Here is a 22,897-nt window from a genome sequence, read left to right as displayed (position 1 = left end):
CTGCGTCAGGAGCGGTGGACCTGGAAGGGGGAGAAGCTCTGCGCCACCGGCATCAGTTCGAGCACGTTCACGTTGACGTGCGCGGGTTGTGCGGTCACCCAGTGCACCGATTCGGCGATGTCCTCGGCGGTGAGCGGCTGCATGCCCGAGTACACCTGGTCCGCCCGGTCCTGGTCGCCTTCGAAGCGGACCACGGAGAACTCCGTGCCCCCCACCATGCCGGGTTCCACCGAGGTGACCCGCACGCCGGTGCCGTGCAGGTCGCTGCGCAGATTCAGGGTGAACTGGTGCACGAAGGCCTTCGTGGCGCCGTAGACGTTGCCGCCGGGGTACGGGTAGGTGCCGGCGACCGAGCCGAGGTTGACCACGTGCCCGCGGCCCCGCTCGACCATGCCGGGCAGGGCGGCGCGGGTGCAGTGCACCAGACCGGCGCAGTTGGTGTCGATCATCTGCTGCCAGTCGTCCGGATCGGCCTGGTGCGCCGGGTTCAGGCCCTTGGCCAGCCCGGCGTTGTTCACCAGCACGTCCACCTCGGCGAAGGCGGCGGGCAGACCGGCGAACGCGGCGGCCACCGCGTCGCGGTCACGCACGTCCAGTTCCAGCGGGTGCACCGAGTCGCCGAGTTCGGCGGCGAGTTCGGCCAGCTTGTCCGCGCGACGGGCGGTGACCACGACCTTGTCGCCGGCGGCGGCGAACCGCCGGGCGATCGCGGCGCCGAACCCGGCGCTGGCCCCGGTGACGAAGACGGTTTTCTGTCGCGTGCTCACGAGCCGAACCGTACCCGGGCGCCCGCGACCGACGAGAGGAACGCCTCGAGCGCGGTGTCGAACTCGTGCTGCCGTTCCAGGTTCGGCAGGTGCGCGGCCCCTTCGATGACCACCAGCGTCGAGCCGCTGATGCGCCGGTGCATCAGTTCCGCTTCGGCGACCGGCGTGTATTCGTCCTCCGCGCCGACCACGATCAGCGTGGGCACCGCGACCGCGCCGAGCGACTCCACGTAGTCCAGCCGTTCCGCCCGCCCGCGCAACGCCGCCGCCGCGCCTTCGGCCGGTGCCCCGCGCATCATCCGGAGCACGTGCGCACCGGCCACGTCGTGGTTGTGCGGCGCGACCATCTTCGACAGCACCTCGTCGGCGTACGGGCCAAGACCTTCCCGCAGCAGCCGGTCGGCGGTTTCGTTGCGGAAGCGTTTGCCCGCCTCCGTTTCGCCCACCGGTGAGGTGTCGGCCAGCAGCAGGCCGCGCACCCGCTCGGGGAACAGCCGGTGGAACTCCATCACGATCTGCCCGCCCATGGACAGCCCGCCGAGCACGATCCGGCCCACGCCGAGCCGGTCGAGCAACTCGGCCAGATCACGCGCGAAGGTCTCCAACGGAGTTTTGCCCGGTACCACCGTGGTTTCGCCGTAACCCCGCAGATCGGGGACGATCACCCGGTGGCCGGCGCCCGCGAACCGGTCGACCTGCGGCTGCCACATGGACCGGTCGAACGGGTGCCCGTGCACCAGGACCAACGGTTCGCCAGTGCCTTCGTCGGTGTACGCCACCGAAATTGCACCGAGATCAATTCTGGGCATGTTCCCTGCTCTCTCCGGTGATGGTTGACATCCTCAGCCTAATCAGGAGTACATTCGGCAGGCAATCAAAACAATTACCTCGGTGCAATGGGGACAATGCATGGATGACTACCGGCTGATCGCCGACCGCCTCGCCGCCGACATCGCCGACGGCAGGCTGCGCCCCGGCGACCGCCTGCCCCCGCAACGCCGGTTCGCCCGGCAGCACGGCATCGCCGCGTCGACCGCGACCCGCGTGTACGGCGAACTGGTCCGGCGCGGGCTGGCGGTCGGCGAAGTCGGCCGCGGCACGTTCATCCGCGCGGCCGGCCCGCCCGCCGACCCCGCACTCGCCGACCCGGCCACCGCGCCGATCGACCTCGAACTCAACTTCCCGTTGCTGCCCGAACAGGCGGAGCTGCTGTCGAAGAGCCTGAGCGGCCTCCTCCGGCCCGACGCGCTCGGGGCCGCGCTCCTGCCGACCACTCCCGCGGGCACGGCGGCCGTCCGCGAGGCGTCGGCGCGGGCGTTGAGCCGCGGTGGCTGGACGCCCGAACCGGAGCGGATCCTCTTCGCCGGCAACGGCAGGCAGGCCATCGCCGCCGCGTTCAGCGCGCTGGCCGGGATCGGCGAGCGCATCGCCGTCGAGGCACTCACCTATCCGGTGGTCAAGGCGATCGCCGCCCGGCTCGGCATCACGCTGGTGCCGATCGAGATGGACAACGACGGCATGGTGCCCGAAGCCCTGCGTGCCGCCCACCGGACCAGCCCCTTGCGGGCGGTGTACGTGCAGCCCGCGGTGCAGAACCCGCTCGGCACCACCATGCCCGCCGAGCGGCGGCGGGCGCTGGCCGCGGTGCTGGCCGAACTGGACCTGCCCGCGATCGAGGACGGCATCAACGGCTTCCTCCGCGCCGACCTGCCGCCGCTGCTCAGCCTCGCGCCGGAACGGGTGCTGCTGGTGGACAGCCTGTCGAAGCGGCTCGCACCCGGGATGAGCCTCGGGTTCGCGGTGCCGCCCAGCCGGTGCGCCGACCGGGTCGCCGCCGCGTTGCGGTCGGGTGGCTGGACCGCGCAGCGGTTCGCCATCGAGGCCGCGACCCGCTGCCTGGCCGACGGCACGCTCGCCGAGATCGAGGCGGCGAAGCGCCGGGACGCGCTGGCCCGGCAGGAGTTGCGGGCGGGGCGCCTGGCGGAGTTCACCGTCCGCGCCGAGCCGCGGTCGTTCCACTGCTGGTGGGAGCTGCCGGAGCAGTGGCGAGCCGAAACCTTCGTCGGTGCGGCCGCCCGCCGGGGCATCGCGGTGAGCCCGGCCGCGGCCTTCACCATCGGCGCCGGTCACGCGCCCAGCGCCGTGCGCCTGGCGTTGAGCGGCCCGTCGCACCAGCAACTCCGCGCCGCCCTGGACCAGCTCGCCGCCCTGGCGCGCGGCACCGCCGAGGACACCGGAACGGAATGACCCTTGTCGACTTGGTAAGGCAAGGTTAGCCTTACTTGTGCTCAGAAGATCGTTCGCGCTGGTGGCCCTGGTCGTGTTGACGCTCGCGGGGTGCTCCACCGAGCCGGAACCCGCGTCCGAGGGGGCCGCGGCGTTCTCGGTCACGATCGAGCACGCGTTCGGCGAGACCACCTTCACCAGGAAGCCGGCGCGCGTGGTGGCGCTCGGCTACAACGACCTCGCGGTGGCCACCGCGCTCGGCCTCGACGTGGTCGGCGCGGTGAAGGGGTACGACCCGGGGGTGCCGCAGGCGCCGTACCTGACCCGGCAGCTCGGCCCGGACGTGCTGGCGCTCGACATGAACGGCATCAGCTTCGAGAAGGTCGCCGCGTACCGGCCGGACGTCATCCTCGCCGTTTCGATGGTCCAGCTCGACGCGTCCGCCTACCAGAAGCTCAGCCGGATCGCGCCGACGCTGGCGTTCGAGACCGAGCTGTACGGCGGTTCGATGCAGGAGGACGCGTTGCGCATCGGCCGGGCCGTCGGCGACGAGGCGGGTGCGCAACGGCTGGTCGACGCGGCCGCCGCCGAGATCGACCGCCTCCAGGCCGAGCTGCCGGGACTGGCGGGCAAGTCGTACCTGTTCGGGCAGGCCCGCGGTGAGGTGCTGCCGCTGGTCGTCGGCAAGGACAACCAGTCGACCAGGTTCATGAACTCGCTCGGGCTCAAGGTCCCCGACGCCTTCGCCAACGCGTCCACCAGCGCCGACCTGGCGCCCGGCACCATCGGGCTGTCCTACGAACAGGCCGAGCAGCTCGACAGCGCGGACGCGTTGTTCATGACCTACCCGACCCCGGTGGACAAGCAGACCTTCGAGGGGAACTCCCTGGTGCGACGGCTGAAGGTGATCACCGAAGGTCGTTACCAGGGGGTCGGCTCGGACGCCGCGCAGTTGCTGCAGGCGCCGAACGTCGCCGGGGTGCGGTGGCTGCTGGACGAGCTACGCCCCACGCTGACCCGGATCGGACAGGTGTAGCACCCGGTAGCGGATGCCGTCGCCGGCCGCGTCGCCGTCGTAGAGGGTGAACCGGGTCAGTTCCCAGCGGCGCAGGTCGACGGCGAGCACGCTGGCGTACACCGATCCGTGCCGGGGGAGCCGGGCGCGGGCCACCGCGTCCGCCGGGGCTTCGCCATCCACAATGGACTCCGTGTGGCGGACGGCGGTGGTCGCCGCGCGCGCCGGCCCGCGGACCACGTCGATGCCGAGCCAGTGCGCCACCGGTGGCCTGCCGAAGTCGTCGCAGAGGCGGCGGAAGCCGTCGCCCCACAGGAACCGGTTCATCGCCTCGTCCGATTCCCACCAGTAGAACGGCGCGTACTGGTTGACCCCGTGCAGCTCACGTTCGCGCACGCAGTACGCCTTGAACCCGAGGCCGTCGAAATCGTCCAGCGCACTGCCCCGGGTGGCCACGCGGTGCCGGATGATGCCCATGTCGTAGTCGGCGGGCAGGGTGATTTCGTACTGCATCGCCTGCATCAGGACCGCCGGACGAGCAGGTTGAGCACACCTTCGACGGCGCGTTCGAAGCCCTCCGCCGAACCGGACGCCCGCGCCAGCACGTAACCGCCCTGCAGCGTGGCGACCACGGTGGCGGCGGTGTCGGCCGGGTCCAGCCCGGTGAACTCGCCGTCGGCCTGGCCCTCGGTGATCACCTCGGCCAGCCGGTGGCGCAGCCAGTCGAAGGTTTCCTCGACGGGACGGCGCAGTTCGGGGTCGCCGATGACCTCGGGGTCCTGGGTGAGCCGCCCGATCGGGCAGCCGCGCAGGACCTGCCGTTCGCGGTGCAGGTAGGCGGTGATGCGCTCGGACGCCTTGCCCGGCCCGGAAAGCTCGGCGTCGGCCTGGGCGCGCAGGGCCGCGGCCGTGCGCTCCACCGCGGCGAGCGCGAGTTCGGGCTTGCCGGTGAAGTGGTGGTACATGCTGCCCTGCCCGGCACCGGCGTGCTGCTGGATGGCCTTCGGGCTGGTGCCGACGTACCCGCGTTCCCAGAGCAGCTCGCGCGTGCTCTCGATCAACCTGTCACGCGTGTCCATGGGCTAATCGTACATACCAGTAGGTACAGACACCAGCTGGTGACCGGATCGGTCCGCATCCGGGCTGGATCCGGTCTGGTGCGCAGCCGGTGGGCCGGGTCAGGCTGGGGGCATGAACAGAGCCCTCTTGGTGATCGACGTCCAGGAATCGTTCCGGCAGCGGGACAACTGGCGGCACGTGTCGAACCCGGCCGTCGTCGACCGGGTGAACCGGCTGGTGACCGCCGCCCGCGCCGGCGGTGACCTGGTGGTCTGGGTGCTGCACGAAGAACCCGGCTCGGGCGGGGTGTTCGACCCGGCCAGCGGGTTCGTCCGGCTGATCGACGGCCTCGACCCGGAGTCCGGCGAGCCGGTGGTGCACAAGACCGCGCACAACGCCTTCACCACCACGAACCTGCAGCAGACGCTCACCGCGCACGGCGTGCGCGAGGTGGTGGTCTGCGGCATCCGCACCGAGCAGTGCTGTGAAACCACCGCCCGCGTCGCGTCCGACCTCGGCTACCAGGTCGTCTTCGTCACCGAGGCGACCGCGACCACGCCGCTGCCGCACTGGGACGCACCCGCCGGCCGCGGTGCCGACGAGGTGCTCGCCGACCCGCGCACGCTCCGGACCGACGAGATCATCGCCCGGACCGAGTACGCGCTGGCCGGCCGGTTCGCCACCATCAAGACCGTGGACGAGGTGGCCGGTACGCTGACCGGATCGTGACCACCGTCGCCTTCCTGCTGGTGCCGCAGCTGCACCTGCTCGACCTCGCCGGGCCGGCCCAGGTGTTCTCCACCGCCGGCGACCTCGGGCTGGGCTACCGGCTGCGCTACCTCGCCGAGCGACCGGAAGTGCCGACCGCACAAGGGGTTCCGCTGGGTGCCGAGGTGGACTGGCCGGAGCTGACCGGGGACGACATCCTGCTCGTCCCCGGCTGGCGCGGGCCGGAACTGCGGCACAACGGCCCGATCGCGGCCGGGACGCTGGCGTGGATCCGCGCGCACCACGCCGCCGGTGGGCTGGTGGCCAGCGTGTGCGCGGGCGCCGACGCGCTCGGCCGCGCCGGCTTGCTCGACGGCCGCCGCTGCACCACCCACCACGCGCTGCAGGACGAGCTGGCCCGCCGGTACCCGCTGGCCACGGTGGTCCGTGACGTGCTCTTCGTGACCGACGACCGGGTGGTCACCTCGGCCGGGATCGCCAGCGGCATCGACCTCTCCCTGCACCTGGTCGCGGTGCGCCACGGCCCGGGCGCCGCCGCGCGGATCGCCCGCGAGATGGTCGTCTACGCCCGCCGCAACGGGGAGGAACCGCAGGCCAGCGCCATGCTGCGGCACCGCGACCACCTCAACGACGCGGTGCACCACCTCCAGGACCTGATCGACGAGCGGTTCACCGAACGGCTGCCGCTGGCCGACCTCGCGCGGTCGGCGGGGTGCAGCGAGCGCACGGTGACCCGCCTGTTCAGCCGGGTCACCGGATTGACCCCGTTGCGCTACCAGCAGGTGCTGCGGGTCGAACGCGCCGAACACCTGATCGCGCAGGGCGCCGCCGTCGAGCACGCGGCCAGGGCGGTCGGTTTCGAGGACGCGCGGATGTTGCGCCGCCTGCGTTCGCGGGTCTGAGTACTCCAACTTGAGTACGTGCCGTGCTAGCCTGACCCGGCTGCTCAAATTTGAGTGAATCCCGGAAGGTGGCCCCCGTGGAGAAGACCATTCCGCTGCTGCCCTGCGTGTCCATCGGCGAGACGATCGACTTCTACCGCTCGCTCGGTTTCACCGTCACCTACCAGCAGAAGGCGCCGAACGTGTACGCCGTGGTCGAGTTCGAGACCTTCGAGCTGCACTTCTACGTGATGAAAGGCTTGGTGCCCGAGGAAAACTTCAGTACTTGCTACGTGCTCACCGACCGGGTGGACGCGCTGTACGAGCGGTTCACCGGTGGCCTGCGGGCGGCGCTGGGCAAGGTGCCCGCGCGGGGCGTGCCGCGGATCAACCCGCTGAAGGACCTGCGTTCGGGCAGTCGCCAGTTCACCGTGATCGACCCGGCGGGCAACTACGTGCGCATCGGCCAGCCGCTGACCGAGCCGGGCAACGGGCTCGCCGAAGGGCCGGTCGAGGGCCCGAAACTGGGGCGGGCGCTGGAAACCGCCACCATGCTGGCCGATTCGCGTGACGATCCGGTGGCCGCCGCGCGGGTGCTCGACCGGGCGCTGGCGGTCGACGAGGAAGTGCCCGCGGTGCTGCGGTTCCGCGCGTTGGTGCTGCGAGCCGATCTGGCGGTGCGGCTGGGGGAGGACGACGCGGCCCGTACCCTGCTGTCCGAAGTGGACGACCTCGGTCTGCTGGGTGACCCCGGATTGGCTGACGAGTCGCAGCGCGTGGCGGATCTTCGCGAGCAGCTCCCCGATCGCGTGAAGCAGACGTGAACCAACCACAACGCAGACGATCCCAACGCCAAACGCTTGATAACCCACATCGACGCGGTTACGCTGAGGTGGCACCTGGTCCCTGAACGAAAGGACGGAAGCGTGCTCAGCACACGAGTCACCATCGGTTCCTCGGTCGGCCTGCACGCGCGACCGGCTCGCCTGCTCGCCGAGGCCGCCGGCAAGCAGTCCGCCTCCGTCCGGATCGGCCGTTCCGAAGACGCGCTGGTCGACGCCGCGAGCATTCTCGCGGTGATGTCGCTCGGCGTCGGTGGTGGTGAGGACGTGGTGCTGGTCGTCGAGGGCGAAGGTGCCGAAGAGACGTTGCGCGAGTTGTCCGAACTGCTGGCCCAGGACCTCGACGCCGCGGTGCCCGCCTAGCCGAAACCCTAGTCCTGCTGCGGCACCCTGGGTCGGGTGAAGGTAGCGGAAGTAGTACTGGCAGGCGGTTCGGAACTGTTCACCGCGGACGGTCGCCCACTCGACCTCGACGATCTGGACGAGCCCGGCCGGCCCCCCGAACCGGCACGAGCGGCGGGACACGCCGAGTGACCCCCAGCGCTCGGCGTGTTCCCGCGTCACCCCAGCCGGTGACGGATCCGCTGGACGTCACCGCGTTCGGCCGGGGGTAGCGGGGCGCCGACGGAGGCGCGTCGTGCTTCGGCGTCGGTGAGCAGCCGGCTTGCTTCGGCGTGGTTCCCGGCCAGTGAATGCGCTCCGGCCAGCCCTTCGAGCGCCAGGGCGATGGCACGGGGATCGCCGGTCTTCTCCGCGGCTTGCCGTGCTTTTTGTTGCAGTGAAAGCGCGGATGTCACATCTCCCCGCAGTTCCGCGGTGAAACCCAACTCCGCGAACACCAAGGCCGGTCCCGGATCGAAGCTCGCCTCCCGGTGCCAGGCGAGCACCGAGCGCAGCAGCGCCTCGGCCTGGTCCAGCTCACCGGTGCGCCGGGCGATCAGGGCCAATCCGAGTTCGGCGTGCACCTCTCCCGACCGGTAACCGACGTCCGCCGCCTGCTGCCTGGCGCGCCGGTGCAGCGTTCGTGCTTCGTCGAATTCCCCGGCCAGCAGCGCGATCCGGCCAAGGCCGGTCAGCCGGTCGGCGGCGTCCGCGGGCAGGCCGAGTTCTTCGGCCAGGCGGAAACCGTCCCGGTGCAGCCGCGTGGCTTCGGGGTAGTCGCCGGAGATTTCGGCCAGTGAAGCCAGGGCGTAGACGGACTGCAGCTGCCCCCAGCGGTCATCGAGCCGCCGGAACAACCGGACGCTTTCCCCGGCGTCCCGTGCCGCGGTGGCCAGGTCGCCGCGGGTGAGCGCCTGCGCGGCTCGCGTGCTCAGCGCCACCGCGGTTTCCCAGTCGTCGCTTGCGTTCCGCAGCGCGCGCTCGATCAGCCCTTCGCTGCGCGCAAGGTCTTCCCCACCGCGGAACAACGCCAGGCCGAGCAGCAGCGGGTCCGCCTCGGAGACGTGCCGCCGCACTTCGGCGAACCGCCCGCGCATCACCCGGTACCACCCCAGCTCGCCGGTCAGCCCGGCCTGCCGCAGGTTCGGGTACTCCACGTCCAGCCGTGCGAGCCAGGCCGCCTGCTCGGGACCGCGAAGCTCGGCCCGCTCGACGAGGCGGGTGTAGTACTGCCGGTGTCGCTCGTGGACGGTCTCCAGCTCGCCCTGCTCGGCGCAGTAGGCGATCACCGACTCCAGCATCCGGAAACGGCCGTCCCGCACGAAGACCAGTGATCGGTCGACCAGGTCGTCGAGCAGTCCGGCGACGCCATCCACCCCGCAGACCGCTTCCGCGGCTTCCAGCGTGCAACCCCCGGTGTGCACGGAAAGCCGCCGGAGCACCGTTCGCTCCGGTTCGCTCAGCGGTTCCCAGCTCCAGTCGAGCATCGCCCGCAGCGTGCGGTGACGTGGTGGGGCATCGCGCTTTCCCTTGTCCAGCAGGCGGAACCGGTCGTCGAGGCGCGCCAGCAGTTCGGTGACGCCGAGCGTGCGGACCCGGGCGGCGGCCAGTTCCAGCGCCAGCGGCAGGCCGTCCAGCCTGCGGCAGATCGTGCGCACCGCGGCCAGCTCACCGGTGGTGAAGCCGAGCGCGGCGGCCCGGGACAGGAACAGCTCCACCGCGTCCGCCTCCGGCAGCGGGCGCACCTCGTGGACCACCTCGCCGGTGATCCCGACGGGGGACTGGCTGGTGACGAGCACGCGCAGGCCGGGCGCGGTCTTCAGCAGGTGCGACGCCAACGCGGCGACCTCGTCCAGCGCCCGGTCGCAGTTGTCCAGCACCAGCAGGAGCCGCCGGTTCCGCAGTGCCTCGGCGAGGGGTTCGTCCCGCAGCCCGAGTGCGGTGGCCACCGCGTCCTCCAGCGGCTCCGCGGTGGGCTCGACCAGCCACGCGCCGGCCGAACCGGCGGCCACCGCCAGCGCCAGCCGGGTCTTGCCGACCCCGCCGGGACCGGTCAGCGTGACCAGCCGGTGTTCCGCGAGCAACGCCGCGACCTCGGCCACCGCCTCCGCCCGGCCGAGCAGGGGGGTCAGCGGTGACGGCAGATTGGTCTCCCGCCGCGGCGGCCCAGCGCGTTGTTCCAGGATGGCCTGGTGCAGTTCGACCAGTTCGGGGCCGGGATCGACGCCCAGCTCGTCGGCGAGCCGAGCCCGGAACTCCCGGTAACCGGCGAGCGCGTCGGACTGCCGCCCGGACCGGTAGAGCGCCAGCAGGTACGCACCCCGCAGCCGTTCCCGCAGCGGGTGCTCGGCGACGAGTTCACCCAGCTCACCGGCGAGCAGGTCGTGCTCACCCAGTTCCAGCCGGGCCTCGGCCAGCAGTTCGACGGCGACCAGCCGCTGTTCGGTCAACCGGTCGATCGCGGTCTGGGCGAACTCCTCGAACCCGGAGTACGCCGGACCGCGCCACAACGCGAGCGCCTCGGTGAGCAGTCCGGCGCGCACCCGCGGATCGGCGGCGGCGTGCGCGCGTTCGGTGAGCGCGGTGAACTCGTCGGCGTCCACGGCCCCGGCGTGCAGGCGGTACCCGGGTGCCTCGGCGACCACCAGTTCACGGCCGAGCGCCTGGCGCAGGCGTGAAACCTTGGTCTGCAACGCCGCCAGCGGATTCGCCGGTGGCCGGGCACCCCAGAGCTCGTCGACCAGCCGGTCGGCCGACACCGCCCGCCCGCGGTGCACCAGCAGCGCCGCGAGCAGGGCACGCACCTTCAGCTCGGGCACCCCGACCGGCTCCCCGGCCGCCGTCCGCACCTCGAGCGGTCCCAGCACCCCGAATCGCACGGGGCCACGGTAACCGACAGCGGACCGACCACGTTCCGAAAGCGGTGCCCGGCAGGTTGGCGGACATGACCAAGAAGAACGTGACCGTGCTGGGCCTCGGCAAGATGGGCGAGCCGATCGCCCGCACCCTGCTCACCGCGGGACACCGCACCACCGTGTGGAACCGCAGCGCGGCCAAGGCGGACGCCCTCGTCGAGCAGGGTGCCGAGCGCGCCGGAACCGTCGCCGAAGCGGTCGCCGCGGGCGACCTGATCATCACCAGCCTGCTGGACCCGGCCGCGGTGCGGGAGGTGCTGGCGACCGCGGAGCTGACCGGCCGCACGCTGGTCAACGTCACCACCGGCGGTCCGGACGACGCCCGTGACCTGGCCGCGTGGGCGGGCGAACGCGGGGCGGCCTATCTCGACGGCGCGATGATGGCCGTGCCGCAGACGCTCGGCAGCCCGGACGCGCTGCTGCTCTACAGCGGTTCCGGCACGGCCTTCGCCGCGGCCGAGGAGGTGCTCGAACTGCTCGGCACCACGAAGTACCTCGGCGAGGACCCGGCGCTGGCCGAGTTCCACGACCTCGCGTTGCTGAGCGCCGGTTACTCGACGCTCACCGGCTTCCTGCACGCGGCCGCCCTGCTCCGCACGGTCGGGGTGGGGCCGGGTGAGCTGCTGCCGCTGGTCACCCACTGGCTCGGCGGCATGATCGCGTTCCTGCCCGAACTCGCCGGGGAGATCGAGTCCGGCGAGTACTCGGCCGGGGTGTCCAGCGTCGACCTGAACCGGGCGGCCCTGCGGCACATCGTCGACGTCAGCCGGGCCAACGGGATCGATCCCGCGCTCCAGCTGCCCATCCAGGAACTGCTGGAGCGCCGGGCCGCCGCCGGTCACGGCGGGGACAGCTTCTCCAGCCTGGTGGAGGTGCTCGCCGAGGTGTGAGCGGTGACGGCCTCGGTCAACGGCTGGTGGATCGCCGGGGCGAGGTAGTGGCCCATGCCCGGAATGGTCACCAGCCGGGCGCCGGGGATCGACTCGGCGAGGTGACGGGCGTGCGGTGGCGGGTGGATCGGATCGAGCGGGGCTTCGACGACCAGGGTGGGCGTGGTGACGCCCGGCAGGTCGGCGGCCCGCGTGGTCCAGTCCTGCCGGATCGAGCCGTGCGGGTGGTCTTCGACCGGTTCCGGCACCACCGCGTGCGCACGGGCGGCGGCCAGCCGCTGCCGCAGCTCGGCTTCGTCGAACGGCAGCTGGTCACCGGAAAGCCGGTGGTAGAAGTCGATTTCGGAGATGCTGCCGGGAGCGAACGCCATTTCGACGAACCAGCGCTTCGGCGTGGGCAGGCCGTCGGGGGTGGGTTCGCCGGTCAGCGCGCGTTCCCAGTTGCCGAAGAAGTCCACGTCCAGCGCGCAACTGCCGAGCAGGGTGAGCGCGGCCAGCCGGTCGCGGTGGTCCAGGGCCAGCAGCTGGCCGATCGCCGAACCCATGCCGAAGCCGAGCACGTGTGCCCGCTCCACCTCCCAGGCGTCGAGCACCGCGACCGCGTCACGGGCCAGGTCGTCGAAGTCGTACGGGTTGACCGCGAACTCCCGGTGCGTGGACCGGCCGGTGTCGCGGTAGTCGTGGCGGAGCACCAGGTGCCCGGCTTCGGCGAGCCGGTGCACCAGGCCGTCCGGCCAGTCCATCGAGGACTGGCAGTCGCCGGCGTTCAGCAGCAGCGCCGGGGCGCCGGGCTCGCCGATCGCCTGCGTCCACAGTTCGACGTCGCCGGATCGAGTGATTCGTTCGCGCATGGCCCGAAGCTACGCAGCGGAAAACCGCGCTCGCACATAACTATTTGCGTTCGGGAAGGCAGGAACGGTGGCGTGCGGTGGAGGCTGGGGCGGTCACCTTCGAGGGAGAGAGAACATGAGATTCATGGTGCTGCTGAAGTCCGACGAAGTGAACGACGCCGGTCGCGCACCCACCGAAGCCGAAATGACCGCGATGGCGAAGTTCAACGAGGAACTGGTCGGCGCCGGGGTGCTGCTCACCGGTGAGGGGCTGGCGCCCAGCTCGCAGGGGGCCAGGGTCAAGCTCAGCAAGGACGGCGCCACCGTCACCGACGGCCCGTTCACCGAGGCCAAGGAGCTGATCGCCGGGTTCTGGATCCTCGACGTGCCGTCGCTGGAGGAGGCGATCGGCTGGGTGAAGCGCATCCCCGGCCCCGAGCAGGAGGTGGAGATCCGCCGGGTGCTCGAGGCCGAGGACTTCGGTGAGGCGTTCACCCCGGAACTGCGGGAGAAGGAAGCCGAGCTGCGCGCGAAGGCGGCCGAACAGCAGCGCTAGACGCTGAACACGATCTTTCCCAGCACATGGCCGTCTTCGCTGCGGCGGTGCGCGTCGGCGGCCTGTGCCAGGGAAAAGGTCTCGGCGATCGGCAGGCGCAGTTTCCCGGCGTGCAGCAGCGGCAGCACCTCGGCGAACACCTCCGCGGCCGGCACGGTGTCCGCGCCACCGCCGGTGAAGTGCACGCCGTGGTCGGCGGCGCTGCCATCGGCGATGGTCACCACCTTGGCCGCGTCACCGGTCAGCACCACGGATTCCTCCAGCACCCCGCGGCCGGAGCCGTCGAGCACCGCGTCGACGCCGTCCGGCGCGGCTTCGCGCACGCGGTCGGCCCAGCCGTCGCCGTAGGCCACCGGGCGCACGCCCAGTTCACGCAGGAACTCGTGCCGCGCCGCGCTGGCCGTGCCGACCACGGCCAGGCCGCGGGCGATCGCCAGCTGCGCGGCGACCAGGCCGACCGCCCCGGCCACCGCGTGCACCAGCAACGTCTGTCCTGATCGGACACCCAGGTAACGCAGCGCGCGCACCGACGTCTCCGCGGCGACCGGCAGCGCGGCGGCCTGCTCGAAATCGAGCCAGCCGGGTTTGTGCACCAGGTCGGCCGCGCGGGCGAGGGCGTGCGTGGCGAGCGCCCCGGAGCCGACGGGGCCGAACACCTCGTCGCCGGGCGCCACGGTGTCCACGTCCGGGCCGACCGCCTCGACCACCCCGGCCAGTTCGACGCCGGTACCCCGCGGAGCGGTCAGTGCCCGGCCGGGGGTGAACGCGCCGCTGCGGATCTTCCAGTCGATCGGGTTCATCCCGGCGGCCCGCACCGCGAGCCGGACCTCACCCGGACCCGGATCGGGCAGATCGATTTCTTCGAGCCGGAGCACTTCGGGTCCGCCGTGTTCGGCGTACCGGATCGCCTGAGCCATCTTCGTCCTTTTCACACGAGCAACAGGGTCTTGCCGAGCACTGCTCTGCTTTCCATGGTGGCGTGCGCGTCGGCGGCGCGCGCGAGCGGGAACGTCCGCCCGACAACCGGTTTCACCCGGCCCCCGGCTGCTTCGGCCAGGATCCGGGCGACCAGCCCGCGCATTTCCGCGGGACTGAACTGCACCTGTTCGATACCGGTCACCTCGATCCCGTGGCGATCGGCTTCGTCGATCCGGGCGAACTCACCACTCGGCACACCGTAGGCGAAGAAGCGGCGGGTGACCGCGTGGAAGGCGGCGCGGCCGATCTCCCCGCCGACCCCGTCGAAGACCACGTCCACTTCGAGGCCCTCCGCCCAGTTCCCGGTGGTGTAGTCGACGAGGGTGGGGGCGCCGAGTTCCCCGGCCAGCTTCAGCTTCTCGGCGCCCCCGGCAGCGGCGACCACGTGCGCCCCGGCGGCCTTGGCCAACTGCACCAGGAGGGTGCCGAGGCCACCGGCCGCCGCGGTGATCAGCACGTGGGTGCCCGGCTGCAGCTTCGCCGCGTCGATCAGGCTCAACGCCGCCGGTCCGGTCTGGAGCAGCGCGGCGGCCGTCCGCACATCGACGCCGCCGGGGATCTCCACCAGGTTGGCCGCCGGGACGAGCGCCTGTTCGGCGTAACCGCCGCCGTCGATCCCGGCGACCACCTCCTTGCCCACCCAGTCGCCGTCCACCCCGTCCCCGGCCGACAGCACCCGCCCGGCCACCCCCGTGCCCGGCACGTACGGCGGGGTCAACCCGAAGTACTCGGCGCCCCAGCCGCCGCGGAGCTGCGCTTCCAGGAACAGCACGTCCGCGACGGCCACGCCGACCACCACCTGCCCCGGCCCCGCGACGGGTGCCGGGACCCGGTCCACCCGCAGCACTTCGGGCCCCCCGAACCCGCTGACCCGGACCGCTCTCATCGTTGTCACGGCTCCAGCCTTCAACCTCCAGTTAGGTGGAGGTCAATCGATTGCGGCGTAGAAGTTCCGGATGTCCTCGGCGAGCACCTCCGGCGCTTCGTGCGCGGCGTAGTGGCCACCGGTGTCGTAGGAGTTCCAGCTGGTGATCCGCTGGTGGTCGCGCTCGGCGAAGCGGCGGATGGACTGGAAGTCACCCCGGAACATGGCCAGTCCGATCGGCGTCGTGGTCGGTTCGGCGGGCTCCGCGGCGGGCTCCTGGACGTGCGCGTCCTCGTAGTAGAACCGGATCGCCGAGCCGGAGGTGCCGGTCAGCCAGTGGATGGCCACGTTGCCCACGACGAACGCCGGGTCGAGGGTCTCGTCGAACAGCTGCGCGTTCCAGGCGAGCAGGCCGACCGGCGAGTCCGCGAGCGCGAAGGCCAGCGTCTGCGGCTGCTGGCTGTGCAGCTGGTTGAAGGCGAAGTGGTTGTCGTAGAACCACTGCAGGTGCTTGAGCGCGGCCTGGTCGGCTTCGCTCAGGTCCGCCATCTCGGCCGGGTCACCCGATGGGAACGAGAAGATCTGCGTGACGTGCACGCCGATCACGTGCTCGGGATCGATGCGGGCGATTTCCGGCGAGATCATCGAGCCGGCGTCGTTGCCGACCGCGCCGTAGCGCTGGTACCCGAGGCGGCGCATCAGCTCGGCCCAGGCGCGGGCGGTGCGGTGGCGGTTCCAGCCGGTGCTGCGGGTGGGGCCGGAGAAGCCGAAGCCGGGCAGGGACGGGATGACCAGGTGGAACGCCGGGGTCAGCAGCTCGATGAGGTCGAGGAACTCCAGCACGGTGCCGGGCCAGCCGTGGCTGAGGACCAGCGGCGTCGCGTCCTCGCGGGGTGAGCGGACGTGCAGGAAGTGGATGTCCTCGCCGTCGATCTCGGTGACGAACTGCGGGTACGCGTTGAGCCGGGCCTCCAGCTGACGCCAGTCGAACTCCTCGCGCCAGTAGCGCACGAGTTCGCGGATCCGCTCGACCGGCATGCCGTACGCGCTGCCGGTGCCGGGGAGTTCGTTCGGCAGGATCGCCTGGTCGAGGCGGGTGGCCAGGGTGTCGAGCGCGGTCTGCGGGATTTCGACGCGGAAGGGGCGGATCATGGCGGGCTCCTCGGCTATCGGAACGGAATGCTTTGTTCTGTCACGAGGTTAGCAGAGCGGAAAGATCTGTTCCAGTGTTAATCTGGGTGGCATGTCAACCACGCAGAGCAGCGGGCTGTCGGGTCGCCGTCAGCAGGCCGCGCAGAACGACGGCATCATCCTCGACGCCGCCCGCGAGGTGTTCCTGGCCGATCCGAAGGCACCGGTGTCCGCGGTGGCGAAGCGGGCCGGGGTCGGCATCAGCGCGCTGTACCGGCGGTACCCCGGGAAGGAGGACCTGCTGCGGCACCTGTGCCACGAGGGGCTGCGGCGGTACAACGCCGAAGCGGAGGCGGCGCTGCAGGAGCCGGACGCCGGGCGCGCGTTCACCGGTTTTGTCGAGCGCGTGGTCGACGCGGACGTGCACTCGCTGACCGTGCACCTGGCGGGCACCTTCACCCCGACCGCCGAAATGGGCGCCGACGCCATGCGGTCGAACGAACTGGCGGCGACGCTGGTCGACCGGGCGAAGGAGGCCGGCGCGCTGCGCCAGGACGTGGTGGCGCAGGACATCGGGCTCACCCTGGAAGCCTGCGCCGCCATCCGGGTCGACGACCCGGACCGGACCCGCCAGCTGCGGCGCCGGGTGCTGGCCATGCTGCTGCGCACCCTGACCACCGGCGGCGACCCGTTACCGGGCCCGGCCCCTCGGCCGGGTGAGCTGAGCGGCCGCTGGAAGTGACCGGGAATCCCCTAGAGGTGCGCGCGTGCCGCCTTGATCGGGATTAGCGTGGGCAGAGCTCGCCCGACCGACCTCGGAGGAGACAGAACGATGGCCAGGATTGTGGTGTTCGGCGCGACCGGGTACGCCGGCGGCAAGATCGCCGCCGAGGCGGCGGGGCGTGGCCACCAGGTGGTGCGCGTGGCCCGCGGGGAACGCGACGGTGTCACCTCCGGCTCCATCCACGACGAGGCGTTCCTGCTCGACGTGACCAAGGGCGCCGACGTCGTGGTCGTGGCGGTGCCGGCGGCTCCGGCGGACGGCAAGGGCCTGGCCGACGCCGTGCCGGCGCTCGCCAAGACCGGGGCGCGCATCGGCGTGGTCGGCGGCGCGGGCAGCCTGCGGGTGTCGCCCGGCGGGCCGCAGCTGGTGGACACGCCCGCGTTCCCGGCCTTCGCCAAGGGTGAGGCGCAGGCGCACGTCGGCGTGCTGGAGGCGTTGCGCGCGCTGCCGGACGACGTCGACTGGTTCTACGTCAGCCCGGCGCCCGCCTTCGGCTCGTTCAACCCCGGCGAGAAGCTCGGCCGCTACCGCGTGGGTGGCGACCAGATCATCGGCGACAGCATCAGCGGCGACGACTACGCCCTCGCCTTCGTCGACGAAATCGACAAGCCCGCCCACCAGCGGCAGCGCTTCTCCGTCGCTTACTGAGGAAGCAGCACCGAAACCACCAGACCACCGCCGTCCCGGGGGCGCGCGGCGACCTCGCCGCCGTGTGCCTTGGCCACCGAGCGCACGATCGACAGGCCGAGCCCGGCCCCCTTCGCGGTGGCCAGGCGGTCGGTGGCCAGGCGGCGGAACGGCTCGAACAACGCGGGCAGCTCGTACTGCGGCACCACCGTACCGGTGTTGCTCACCTCGACCTCGGCGCGCCCGTCCGCCCGGGTGCGGCTGACCACGTGCACCCAGCCACCGGTGTTGTGCCGGATGCCGTTCTCCACCAGGTTCTGCACCAGCCGTTCCAGGAACACCGCGTCGCCGGTGGTCATCGCCTCACCGGCCTCGGCGCGCACCTCGATGCCCGCCCGCGAAGCCTCCGCCGCGGTCTGCGCCACCACGTGCGTCACCACGTCGGCCAGGTCCACCGGACGGCGGTCCAGGATCTCGTTCTCCGATCCGGCGAGCAGCAGCAGTCCGTCGATCAGCCGTTCGTGCCGCGTGTTGATCTCCAGCAGCGTCTCGCCGAGCTGCTTGACGTCGGGTGACGCGGTTTTCCGGTGCATCGCGACCTCGACCAGCGACCGGCTCACCGTCAGCGGCGTGCGCAGTTCGTGCGACGCGTTGGCGACGAAGCGGCGCTGGCCGTCGAACGACCGGTCCAGCCGCTCGACCATCGTGTTGAACGCCCCGGCCAGGTCCTTGACCTCGTCGTCCGGCCCGCGCAACGCGATGCGCTCGTGCAGGTTCCGGTCCGCGGCCGGCGCGGTGGCGATCCGGCGCGCGGTGCTGGTGACCTGGTGCAGCGGCACCAGCACCCGGCCGGCCACCAGCCAGCCGAAGCCCGCCGCCAGGCCCCCGACCACCAGCAGCGCGATACCGCCCTGGGTGAACAGCGAAGTGGTGGCCGCGTCGTGCAGCTGCTCCTGCTGCTCCTTCATCCACTGCTCGGCACCCGCGCCGGTGAGCAGGTCGCCGTTGCCGGTCAGCACCACCAGGTGCTGCTTGCGGGTCAGGCCGGTGTCGGGCACCTGCTGGGTCTTGGCGAGCACCTTCGGCCCGGCCCCGGACAGCTGCTGGTCGAACAACGCGTAGGTGACCCCGAGCAGCACGATCCCGGCCAGCAGGAACAGCCCGCCGTAGATCAGCGTGAGCCGCGTGCGCAGGGTGACCCGGCGGGGCCGCAGGCCGGTCACGGGATCCGGTATCCCACACCGGTCACCGTCTCCACCACCGAGGGCTCACCGAGCTTGCGCCGCAGTTTCAGGATGGTCAGCCGGACCACGCCGGTGAACGGGTCGACGTGCTCGTCCCACGCCTTCTCCAGCAGGAACTCGGCGGAGACCACGCCGCCGTCGGCACGCAGCAGTTCGGCCAGCACCGCGAACTCCTTTTTGGACAGCGGGACGTAGTGGCCGTCCCGGAAGACCTGGTGGCGCGCCGGGTCCAGGGTGATGCCCGCCCTGGTCAGCACCGGCGGGGCGGCCGGCCGGGCGCGCCTGCCCAGCGAGTGCACGCGGGCGGCCAGTTCGGGGAAGGCGAACGGCTTGGTCAGGTAGTCGTCGGCGCCGATCGACAGGCCGCCGACCCGGTCGGTGACCTCGGCGGACGCGGTCAGCATCAGCACCCTGGCGGTGGCCCCGGAGCCGACCAGTTCGCGGCACACGTCGTCGCCGTGCACCACCGGGAGGTCGCGGTCGAGCACCACGACGTCGTAGGCGTGCACGTGGAGGCGTTCCAGCGCGGCCCCGCCGTCGTGGGCGACGTCGACCGCGTGCGCCTCGTCCCGCAGCCACTCCGCGATCGCGCCGGCGAGCAGCGGTTCGTCCTCGACCACCAGCACCCTCATCCGCGAATGATCCCCGATGACGGTGTTTCGTCGCCGTTAGCGAGCGCGGAAACCCCCCGGAAACGGCCGTTCGGCTTCCATCGGTGCCCACCATCCGACCCACAGGAGGACCGATGCGACGGCTCACCCTCGGCGCGCTGACCGCGCTGACCCTGCTGCTCACCGCGTGCGGCACCGACGACGGCGGGGACCAGGTGGCTTCGGCGGGACAGCCGGCCACCGCGGCCCCCGCCAGCGCCGCCCCGGACGCGGGCGACCTCGGCGTCAAGTTCGCGCAGTGCATGCGCGAGAACGGCGTGGACATGCCCGACCCCGAGCCCGGCAAGGGCATCCAGCTCAAGATCGACGGCAAGACACCGAAGGAAGTGGTGGACAAGGCGCAGGAGGCCTGCCGCCAGTACAGCCCCCAGGCCAACGGCAAGAACAACCCGCAGGTGCAGGAGAACGCCCGCAAGTTCGCCGAGTGCATGCGGGCCAACGGCGTCGAGGCCTTCGCCGACCCGGACCCGGACCAGGGCGGGATCCGGATCGACAAGAAGCTGGCCGAGGACCCCGACTTCGAGAAGGCGCAGGAAGCCTGCAAGGAGCTCATGTCGCTGCCGGAGCGCAAGTGAACCGGCGGGGGATCGCGGTCGGGGCGGCCGTGGTGCTGGTGGCCGGCGCGGCCACCGCCGGCCTGCTGGTGTTCACCCAGACCCGGAGCCAGGCGGGCGACGACGGTCCGAGCGAACTGCCGCCCAGCACGGCGCAGGTGGCCAGGCAGACGCTCAAGGATGCCCGCGAGGCGGACGGCGAACTCGGGTACGGTCCCACGACCACGGTCAGCAACCGGCTGCCCGGCACGCTCACCTTCGTCCCGGACGGCGACGCCAGGGTCGCCCGCGGCCAGCCACTGTACAGAGTGGACGACAAGCCGGTGATCCTGCTGTACGGCTCGATGCCCGCCTACCGGAACCTGGCCGACGGGGTGGAGGGCCCGGATGTCCGGCAACTGGAGGAAAACCTGCGGGACCTCGGGTACACCGGCTTCACCGTGGACGACGAGTACACCTCGGCCACGGCGACGGCGGTGGCCGACTGGCAGGAGGACCTGGGGCTCGAAGAGACCGGTGTGGTCGAACTCGGCCGCGTGGTGTTCGCCGGGGGTGAGGTGCGGGTGGACAGCGTCGAAGCCAAGGCGGGCGAACCGGCCAGCCCGGGGCAGAAGGTGCTGACCTGCACCGGCGTGGCGAAGGCGATCACCGTCGAACTGGAGCCCGCCGACCAGCGCCTGGCCGAGGAGGGCGCCGAGGTGCGGATCGAACTGCCGGACGGCAAGGAGCTCACCGGCCGGGTGGACGAGGTGTCCACGGTGATCCAGCCGGGCGAGGGGCAGAACGAGCAGCCGACCACCAAGGTCGAGGTGATCGTCGGCTTCGACGACCAGCAGGCCGCGGAGCCGTACGCGCTGGCGTCGGTGGGGGTGACGTTCACCGCGGAGGAACGGGAGAACGTGCTCACCGTGCCGGTGGCCGCGCTGCTGGCGCTGGCCGAGGGCGGCTTCGGCGTGGAGGTCGTCGAGGGCACGGCGACCAGGTACGTGCCGGTGGACACCGGGTTGTTCGCCGACGGCAAGGTGGAGATCACCGGCGACGGCATCACCGAGGGCACGGTGGTGGGGGTGCCGAAGTGATTTCGCTGACCGAGGTGAGCAAGACCTATCCCGGCGGGGTGACCGCGCTCGACGGTGTGTCGCTGCGGGTGGAGCGGGGGGAACTGGTCGCCATCGTCGGGCCGTCCGGCTCGGGGAAGTCGACCATGCTGAACCTGCTGGGCACCCTGGACCGGCCGACGTCGGGGGACGTGCACATCGACGGCTACGAGGTGGCGAAGCTGTCCGACGCCAAGCTGTCCGTGCTGCGAGCGCGCCGGATCGGGTTCGTGTTCCAGCAGTTCCACCTGGCCGCCGGGGTGTCGGCGCTGGACAACGTCGCCGACGGCCTGCTCTACACCGGGATGCGGGCGGGGGAGCGGCGGCGGCGCGCGTGTGCCGCGCTGGAGCGGGTCGGCCTGGCGCACCGGATGGACCACCGGCCGCACGAGCTGTCCGGCGGGGAGCGGCAGCGGGTGGCGGTGGCCAGGGCGGTGGCCGGGGACCCGCCGCTGCTGCTCGCCGACGAGCCGACCGGCGCGCTGGACACGGCGTCCGGGGAGGGCGTGATGCGGCTGCTGCGGGAGCTGAACGCGGCGGGCACCACGGTGGTGATCATCACGCACGACCGCGACATCGCCGCTTCGCTGCCGCGGCAGGTGCGGATGCGGGACGGTCGGCTGGCGGGGGTGAGCTGATGGCCGACGTGCTGGCACCGGCGCGGATGTGGCCGCGTGACGTGCTGAAGGTGGGGGCGGTCGGCCTGCGGACGCGGCCGATGCGGGCGTTCCTCTCGGCGCTGGGCATCGCCATCGGCATCGCCGCGATGGTCGCCGTGGTGGGGATTTCCTCGTCGTCGCGGGCGGAACTGGACCGCACCTTGGACGCGCTGGGCACGAACCTGCTCACCGTGGCCCCCGGCACGACGATGATGGGTGAGCAGGCGCAACTGCCGATGGCGTCGGAGTCGATGGCGGCGCGGATCTCCCCGGTCGAGTCGCTTTCGGCGATCGGGCGGATCGAGGACGCGAAGGTGTACCGGTCCGACAAGATCCCGGAAACGCAGACGAACGGGCTTTCGGCTTATGCCGCCCGGAGCGGCCTGCTGGCCACGGTCGCGGGGCAGGTGCGGAGCGGGGTCTGGCTGAACGACGCGACCGGCTCGTACCAGGCCACCGTGCTGGGTGCGGTGGCGGCCGAGCGCCTCGGCATCGGCCGTCCGGGCGCGCAGGTGCTCATCGGCGGCGAGTGGTTCACCGTGATCGGCATCCTGGAACCGGCGGCGCTGGCCCCGGAACTGGACGCGGCGGCACTGGTGGGCTGGCCGGCCGCGACCGCCACGCTGTCCTTCGACGGCCACCCGACGACCATCTACACGCGGTCGCAGGAGGCCCAGGTGGAAGCGGTGCGCTCGGTGCTCGGCGCCACGGCGAACCCGGAAGCGCCGAACGAGGTGGAGGTGTCGCGCCCGTCGGACGCGCTGGCCGCCAAGCAGGCCGCCACCGAGGCGTTCACCGGCCTGCTGCTGGGCCTGGGCGCGGTGGCCCTGCTGGTGGGTGGCGTCGGCGTCGCGAACACCATGGTGATCTCGGTACTGGAGCGCCGCGCGGAGATCGGCCTGCGCCGCTCGCTGGGCGCCACCCGGGGCCGCATCCGGAGCCAGTTCCTGGCGGAGTCGCTCCTGCTCTCCCTGCTGGGCGGCGTCGGCGGCGCCCTGCTCGGCGCCGCGGTCTCCGTCGGCTACGCCTTCTCCCGGGACTGGCCGGCCGTCATCCCGGCGTGGTCCCTCGGCGGTGGCATCGCCGCCACCCTGCTGATCGGCGCCGTGGCCGGGCTGTACCCAGCCATCCGCGCTTCCCGGCTGTCGCCGACCGAAGCCCTGGCCACGCCCTGAGAGCTAGGCGGGTCCGTTGGC

25 protein-coding genes are annotated in these 22,897 nt (G+C 71.9%); 14 read left to right on the top strand and 11 right to left on the bottom strand.

The window, feature by feature from the left end:
• Positions 1 to 5: 5 nt before the first annotated feature.
• Positions 6 to 767, bottom strand: coding sequence for an SDR family NAD(P)-dependent oxidoreductase (locus AC07EG_RS03390; protein WP_478251384.1), 762 nt, complete (start codon positions 765 to 767; stop codon positions 6 to 8).
• Complete coding sequence (locus AC07EG_RS03385; RefSeq protein WP_478251383.1) at positions 764 to 1,576, bottom strand: alpha/beta fold hydrolase; 813 nt, start codon at positions 1,574 to 1,576, stop codon at positions 764 to 766. Before AC07EG_RS03385 ends, AC07EG_RS03390 begins: the two co-directional genes overlap by 4 nt.
• Positions 1,577 to 1,676: 100 nt before the next feature.
• On the opposite strand from AC07EG_RS03385, the gene AC07EG_RS03380 reads away from it, so the two are divergent.
• Both AC07EG_RS03380 and AC07EG_RS03375 read left to right on the top strand, forming a co-directional pair.
• Entirely contained in the window at positions 1,677 to 3,014 is a 1,338-nt protein-coding gene (locus AC07EG_RS03380; protein WP_478251382.1) for an aminotransferase-like domain-containing protein, read from the top strand.
• 37 nt (positions 3,015 to 3,051) lie between these two features.
• Positions 3,052 to 4,029 carry an ABC transporter substrate-binding protein gene (locus tag AC07EG_RS03375; protein WP_478251381.1) on the top strand — a complete coding sequence of 326 codons (978 nt, stop codon included), beginning with the start codon at positions 3,052 to 3,054 and terminating at the stop codon, positions 4,027 to 4,029.
• Here the strand turns inward: AC07EG_RS03375 and AC07EG_RS03370 are convergent.
• Both AC07EG_RS03370 and AC07EG_RS03365 read right to left on the bottom strand, forming a co-directional pair.
• Positions 3,994 to 4,521, bottom strand: a complete 528-nt coding sequence (locus AC07EG_RS03370) for a DUF4865 family protein (RefSeq protein WP_478251380.1) — start codon at positions 4,519 to 4,521, stop codon at positions 3,994 to 3,996. The genes AC07EG_RS03375 and AC07EG_RS03370 overlap by 36 nt on opposite strands.
• Positions 4,522 to 4,529: 8 nt before the next feature.
• The gene (locus AC07EG_RS03365; protein WP_478251378.1) at positions 4,530 to 5,087 is read right to left on the bottom strand and encodes a TetR/AcrR family transcriptional regulator; all 558 of its coding nucleotides are present in this window, start codon (positions 5,085 to 5,087) and stop codon (positions 4,530 to 4,532) included.
• Positions 5,088 to 5,199: 112 nt separating this feature from the next.
• On the opposite strand from AC07EG_RS03365, the gene AC07EG_RS03360 reads away from it, so the two are divergent.
• From AC07EG_RS03360 to AC07EG_RS03345, 4 genes are all read left to right on the top strand, one after another.
• Positions 5,200 to 5,796: an isochorismatase family protein gene (locus AC07EG_RS03360; RefSeq protein ID WP_478251376.1), complete on the top strand. Its 597-nt coding sequence runs from the start codon at positions 5,200 to 5,202 to the stop codon at positions 5,794 to 5,796.
• Positions 5,793 to 6,698 carry a GlxA family transcriptional regulator gene (locus tag AC07EG_RS03355; RefSeq protein WP_478251374.1) on the top strand — a complete coding sequence of 302 codons (906 nt, stop codon included), beginning with the start codon at positions 5,793 to 5,795 and terminating at the stop codon, positions 6,696 to 6,698. Before AC07EG_RS03360 ends, AC07EG_RS03355 begins: the two co-directional genes overlap by 4 nt.
• A gap of 77 nt (positions 6,699 to 6,775) precedes the next feature.
• A complete protein-coding gene (locus AC07EG_RS03350) occupies positions 6,776 to 7,501 on the top strand; it encodes a bleomycin resistance protein (protein WP_478251372.1) in 726 nt (241 codons plus the stop codon).
• Between the two features lie 102 nt (positions 7,502 to 7,603).
• Positions 7,604 to 7,882 (top strand): HPr family phosphocarrier protein, encoded by a 279-nt coding sequence (locus tag AC07EG_RS03345; protein WP_478251370.1) that lies wholly within the window; start codon positions 7,604 to 7,606, stop codon positions 7,880 to 7,882.
• A gap of 197 nt (positions 7,883 to 8,079) precedes the next feature.
• Here the strand turns inward: AC07EG_RS03345 and AC07EG_RS03340 are convergent, their stop codons facing one another.
• Entirely contained in the window at positions 8,080 to 10,779 is a 2,700-nt protein-coding gene (locus tag AC07EG_RS03340) for an AfsR/SARP family transcriptional regulator (RefSeq protein ID WP_478251368.1), read from the bottom strand.
• A 44-nt stretch (positions 10,780 to 10,823) separates the two neighbouring features.
• Between AC07EG_RS03340 and AC07EG_RS03335 the strand changes: the two genes are divergently transcribed.
• Positions 10,824 to 11,705 carry an NAD(P)-dependent oxidoreductase gene (locus AC07EG_RS03335; RefSeq protein WP_478251366.1) on the top strand — a complete coding sequence of 294 codons (882 nt, stop codon included), beginning with the start codon at positions 10,824 to 10,826 and terminating at the stop codon, positions 11,703 to 11,705.
• On the opposite strand, the gene AC07EG_RS03330 is transcribed toward AC07EG_RS03335, so the two are convergent.
• Entirely contained in the window at positions 11,654 to 12,556 is a 903-nt protein-coding gene (locus AC07EG_RS03330; RefSeq protein WP_478251365.1) for an alpha/beta fold hydrolase, read from the bottom strand. The genes AC07EG_RS03335 and AC07EG_RS03330 overlap by 52 nt on opposite strands.
• Before the next feature lie 115 nt (positions 12,557 to 12,671).
• Here AC07EG_RS03330 and AC07EG_RS03325 point away from each other — a divergent pair, with 115 nt between their 5' ends.
• Positions 12,672 to 13,091 (top strand): YciI family protein, encoded by a 420-nt coding sequence (locus AC07EG_RS03325; protein WP_478251364.1) that lies wholly within the window; start codon positions 12,672 to 12,674, stop codon positions 13,089 to 13,091.
• Here the strand turns inward: AC07EG_RS03325 and AC07EG_RS03320 are convergent.
• From AC07EG_RS03320 to AC07EG_RS03310, 3 genes are read right to left on the bottom strand one after another with little or no spacing between them, the layout of a single operon-like run.
• Entirely contained in the window at positions 13,088 to 14,008 is a 921-nt protein-coding gene (locus AC07EG_RS03320) for an NADP-dependent oxidoreductase (protein ID WP_478251363.1), read from the bottom strand. The genes AC07EG_RS03325 and AC07EG_RS03320 overlap by 4 nt on opposite strands.
• 11 nt (positions 14,009 to 14,019) lie before the next feature.
• Positions 14,020 to 14,955 carry a zinc-binding dehydrogenase gene (locus AC07EG_RS03315; protein ID WP_478251752.1) on the bottom strand — a complete coding sequence of 312 codons (936 nt, stop codon included), beginning with the start codon at positions 14,953 to 14,955 and terminating at the stop codon, positions 14,020 to 14,022.
• Between the two features lie 42 nt (positions 14,956 to 14,997).
• On the bottom strand, positions 14,998 to 16,086 hold the full coding sequence (locus tag AC07EG_RS03310; protein ID WP_478251362.1) for an epoxide hydrolase family protein: 1,089 nt from the start codon (positions 16,084 to 16,086) through the stop codon (positions 14,998 to 15,000).
• A 91-nt stretch (positions 16,087 to 16,177) separates the two neighbouring features.
• Between AC07EG_RS03310 and AC07EG_RS03305 the strand changes: the two genes are divergently transcribed.
• The gene (locus AC07EG_RS03305) at positions 16,178 to 16,807 is read left to right on the top strand and encodes a TetR/AcrR family transcriptional regulator (RefSeq protein ID WP_478251360.1); all 630 of its coding nucleotides are present in this window, start codon (positions 16,178 to 16,180) and stop codon (positions 16,805 to 16,807) included.
• Between the two features lie 90 nt (positions 16,808 to 16,897).
• Entirely contained in the window at positions 16,898 to 17,497 is a 600-nt protein-coding gene (locus AC07EG_RS03300) for an NAD(P)-dependent oxidoreductase (RefSeq protein ID WP_478251358.1), read from the top strand.
• On the opposite strand, the gene AC07EG_RS03295 is transcribed toward AC07EG_RS03300, so the two are convergent.
• Together AC07EG_RS03295 and AC07EG_RS03290 are read right to left on the bottom strand one after the other, a co-directional pair.
• Positions 17,491 to 18,699 (bottom strand): sensor histidine kinase, encoded by a 1,209-nt coding sequence (locus AC07EG_RS03295; protein ID WP_478251356.1) that lies wholly within the window; start codon positions 18,697 to 18,699, stop codon positions 17,491 to 17,493. The genes AC07EG_RS03300 and AC07EG_RS03295 overlap by 7 nt on opposite strands.
• Complete coding sequence (locus AC07EG_RS03290) at positions 18,696 to 19,352, bottom strand: response regulator transcription factor (RefSeq protein ID WP_478251355.1); 657 nt, start codon at positions 19,350 to 19,352, stop codon at positions 18,696 to 18,698. The genes AC07EG_RS03295 and AC07EG_RS03290 overlap by 4 nt, the downstream gene beginning before the upstream one ends.
• A 113-nt stretch (positions 19,353 to 19,465) precedes the next feature.
• Here AC07EG_RS03290 and AC07EG_RS03285 point away from each other — a divergent pair, with 113 nt between their 5' ends.
• The 4 genes from AC07EG_RS03285 to AC07EG_RS03270 are packed head-to-tail and all read left to right on the top strand — an operon-like array spanning position 19,466 to position 22,876.
• Positions 19,466 to 19,966 carry a hypothetical protein gene (locus tag AC07EG_RS03285; RefSeq protein WP_478251354.1) on the top strand — a complete coding sequence of 167 codons (501 nt, stop codon included), beginning with the start codon at positions 19,466 to 19,468 and terminating at the stop codon, positions 19,964 to 19,966.
• Positions 19,963 to 21,024, top strand: coding sequence for an efflux RND transporter periplasmic adaptor subunit (locus tag AC07EG_RS03280; RefSeq protein ID WP_478251352.1), 1,062 nt, complete (start codon positions 19,963 to 19,965; stop codon positions 21,022 to 21,024). The genes AC07EG_RS03285 and AC07EG_RS03280 overlap by 4 nt, the downstream gene beginning before the upstream one ends.
• Complete coding sequence (locus AC07EG_RS03275) at positions 21,021 to 21,680, top strand: ABC transporter ATP-binding protein (RefSeq protein ID WP_478251351.1); 660 nt, start codon at positions 21,021 to 21,023, stop codon at positions 21,678 to 21,680. Before AC07EG_RS03280 ends, AC07EG_RS03275 begins: the two co-directional genes overlap by 4 nt.
• Positions 21,680 to 22,876, top strand: a complete 1,197-nt coding sequence (locus AC07EG_RS03270; RefSeq protein WP_478251350.1) for an ABC transporter permease — start codon at positions 21,680 to 21,682, stop codon at positions 22,874 to 22,876. Before AC07EG_RS03275 ends, AC07EG_RS03270 begins: the two co-directional genes overlap by 1 nt.
• The last annotated feature ends 21 nt before the right edge of the window (positions 22,877 to 22,897 follow it).

The sequence above is a fragment of the Amycolatopsis sp. NPDC045836 genome (assembly GCF_056431745.1).
This window is presented reverse-complemented; position numbering and strand designations above follow the sequence as displayed.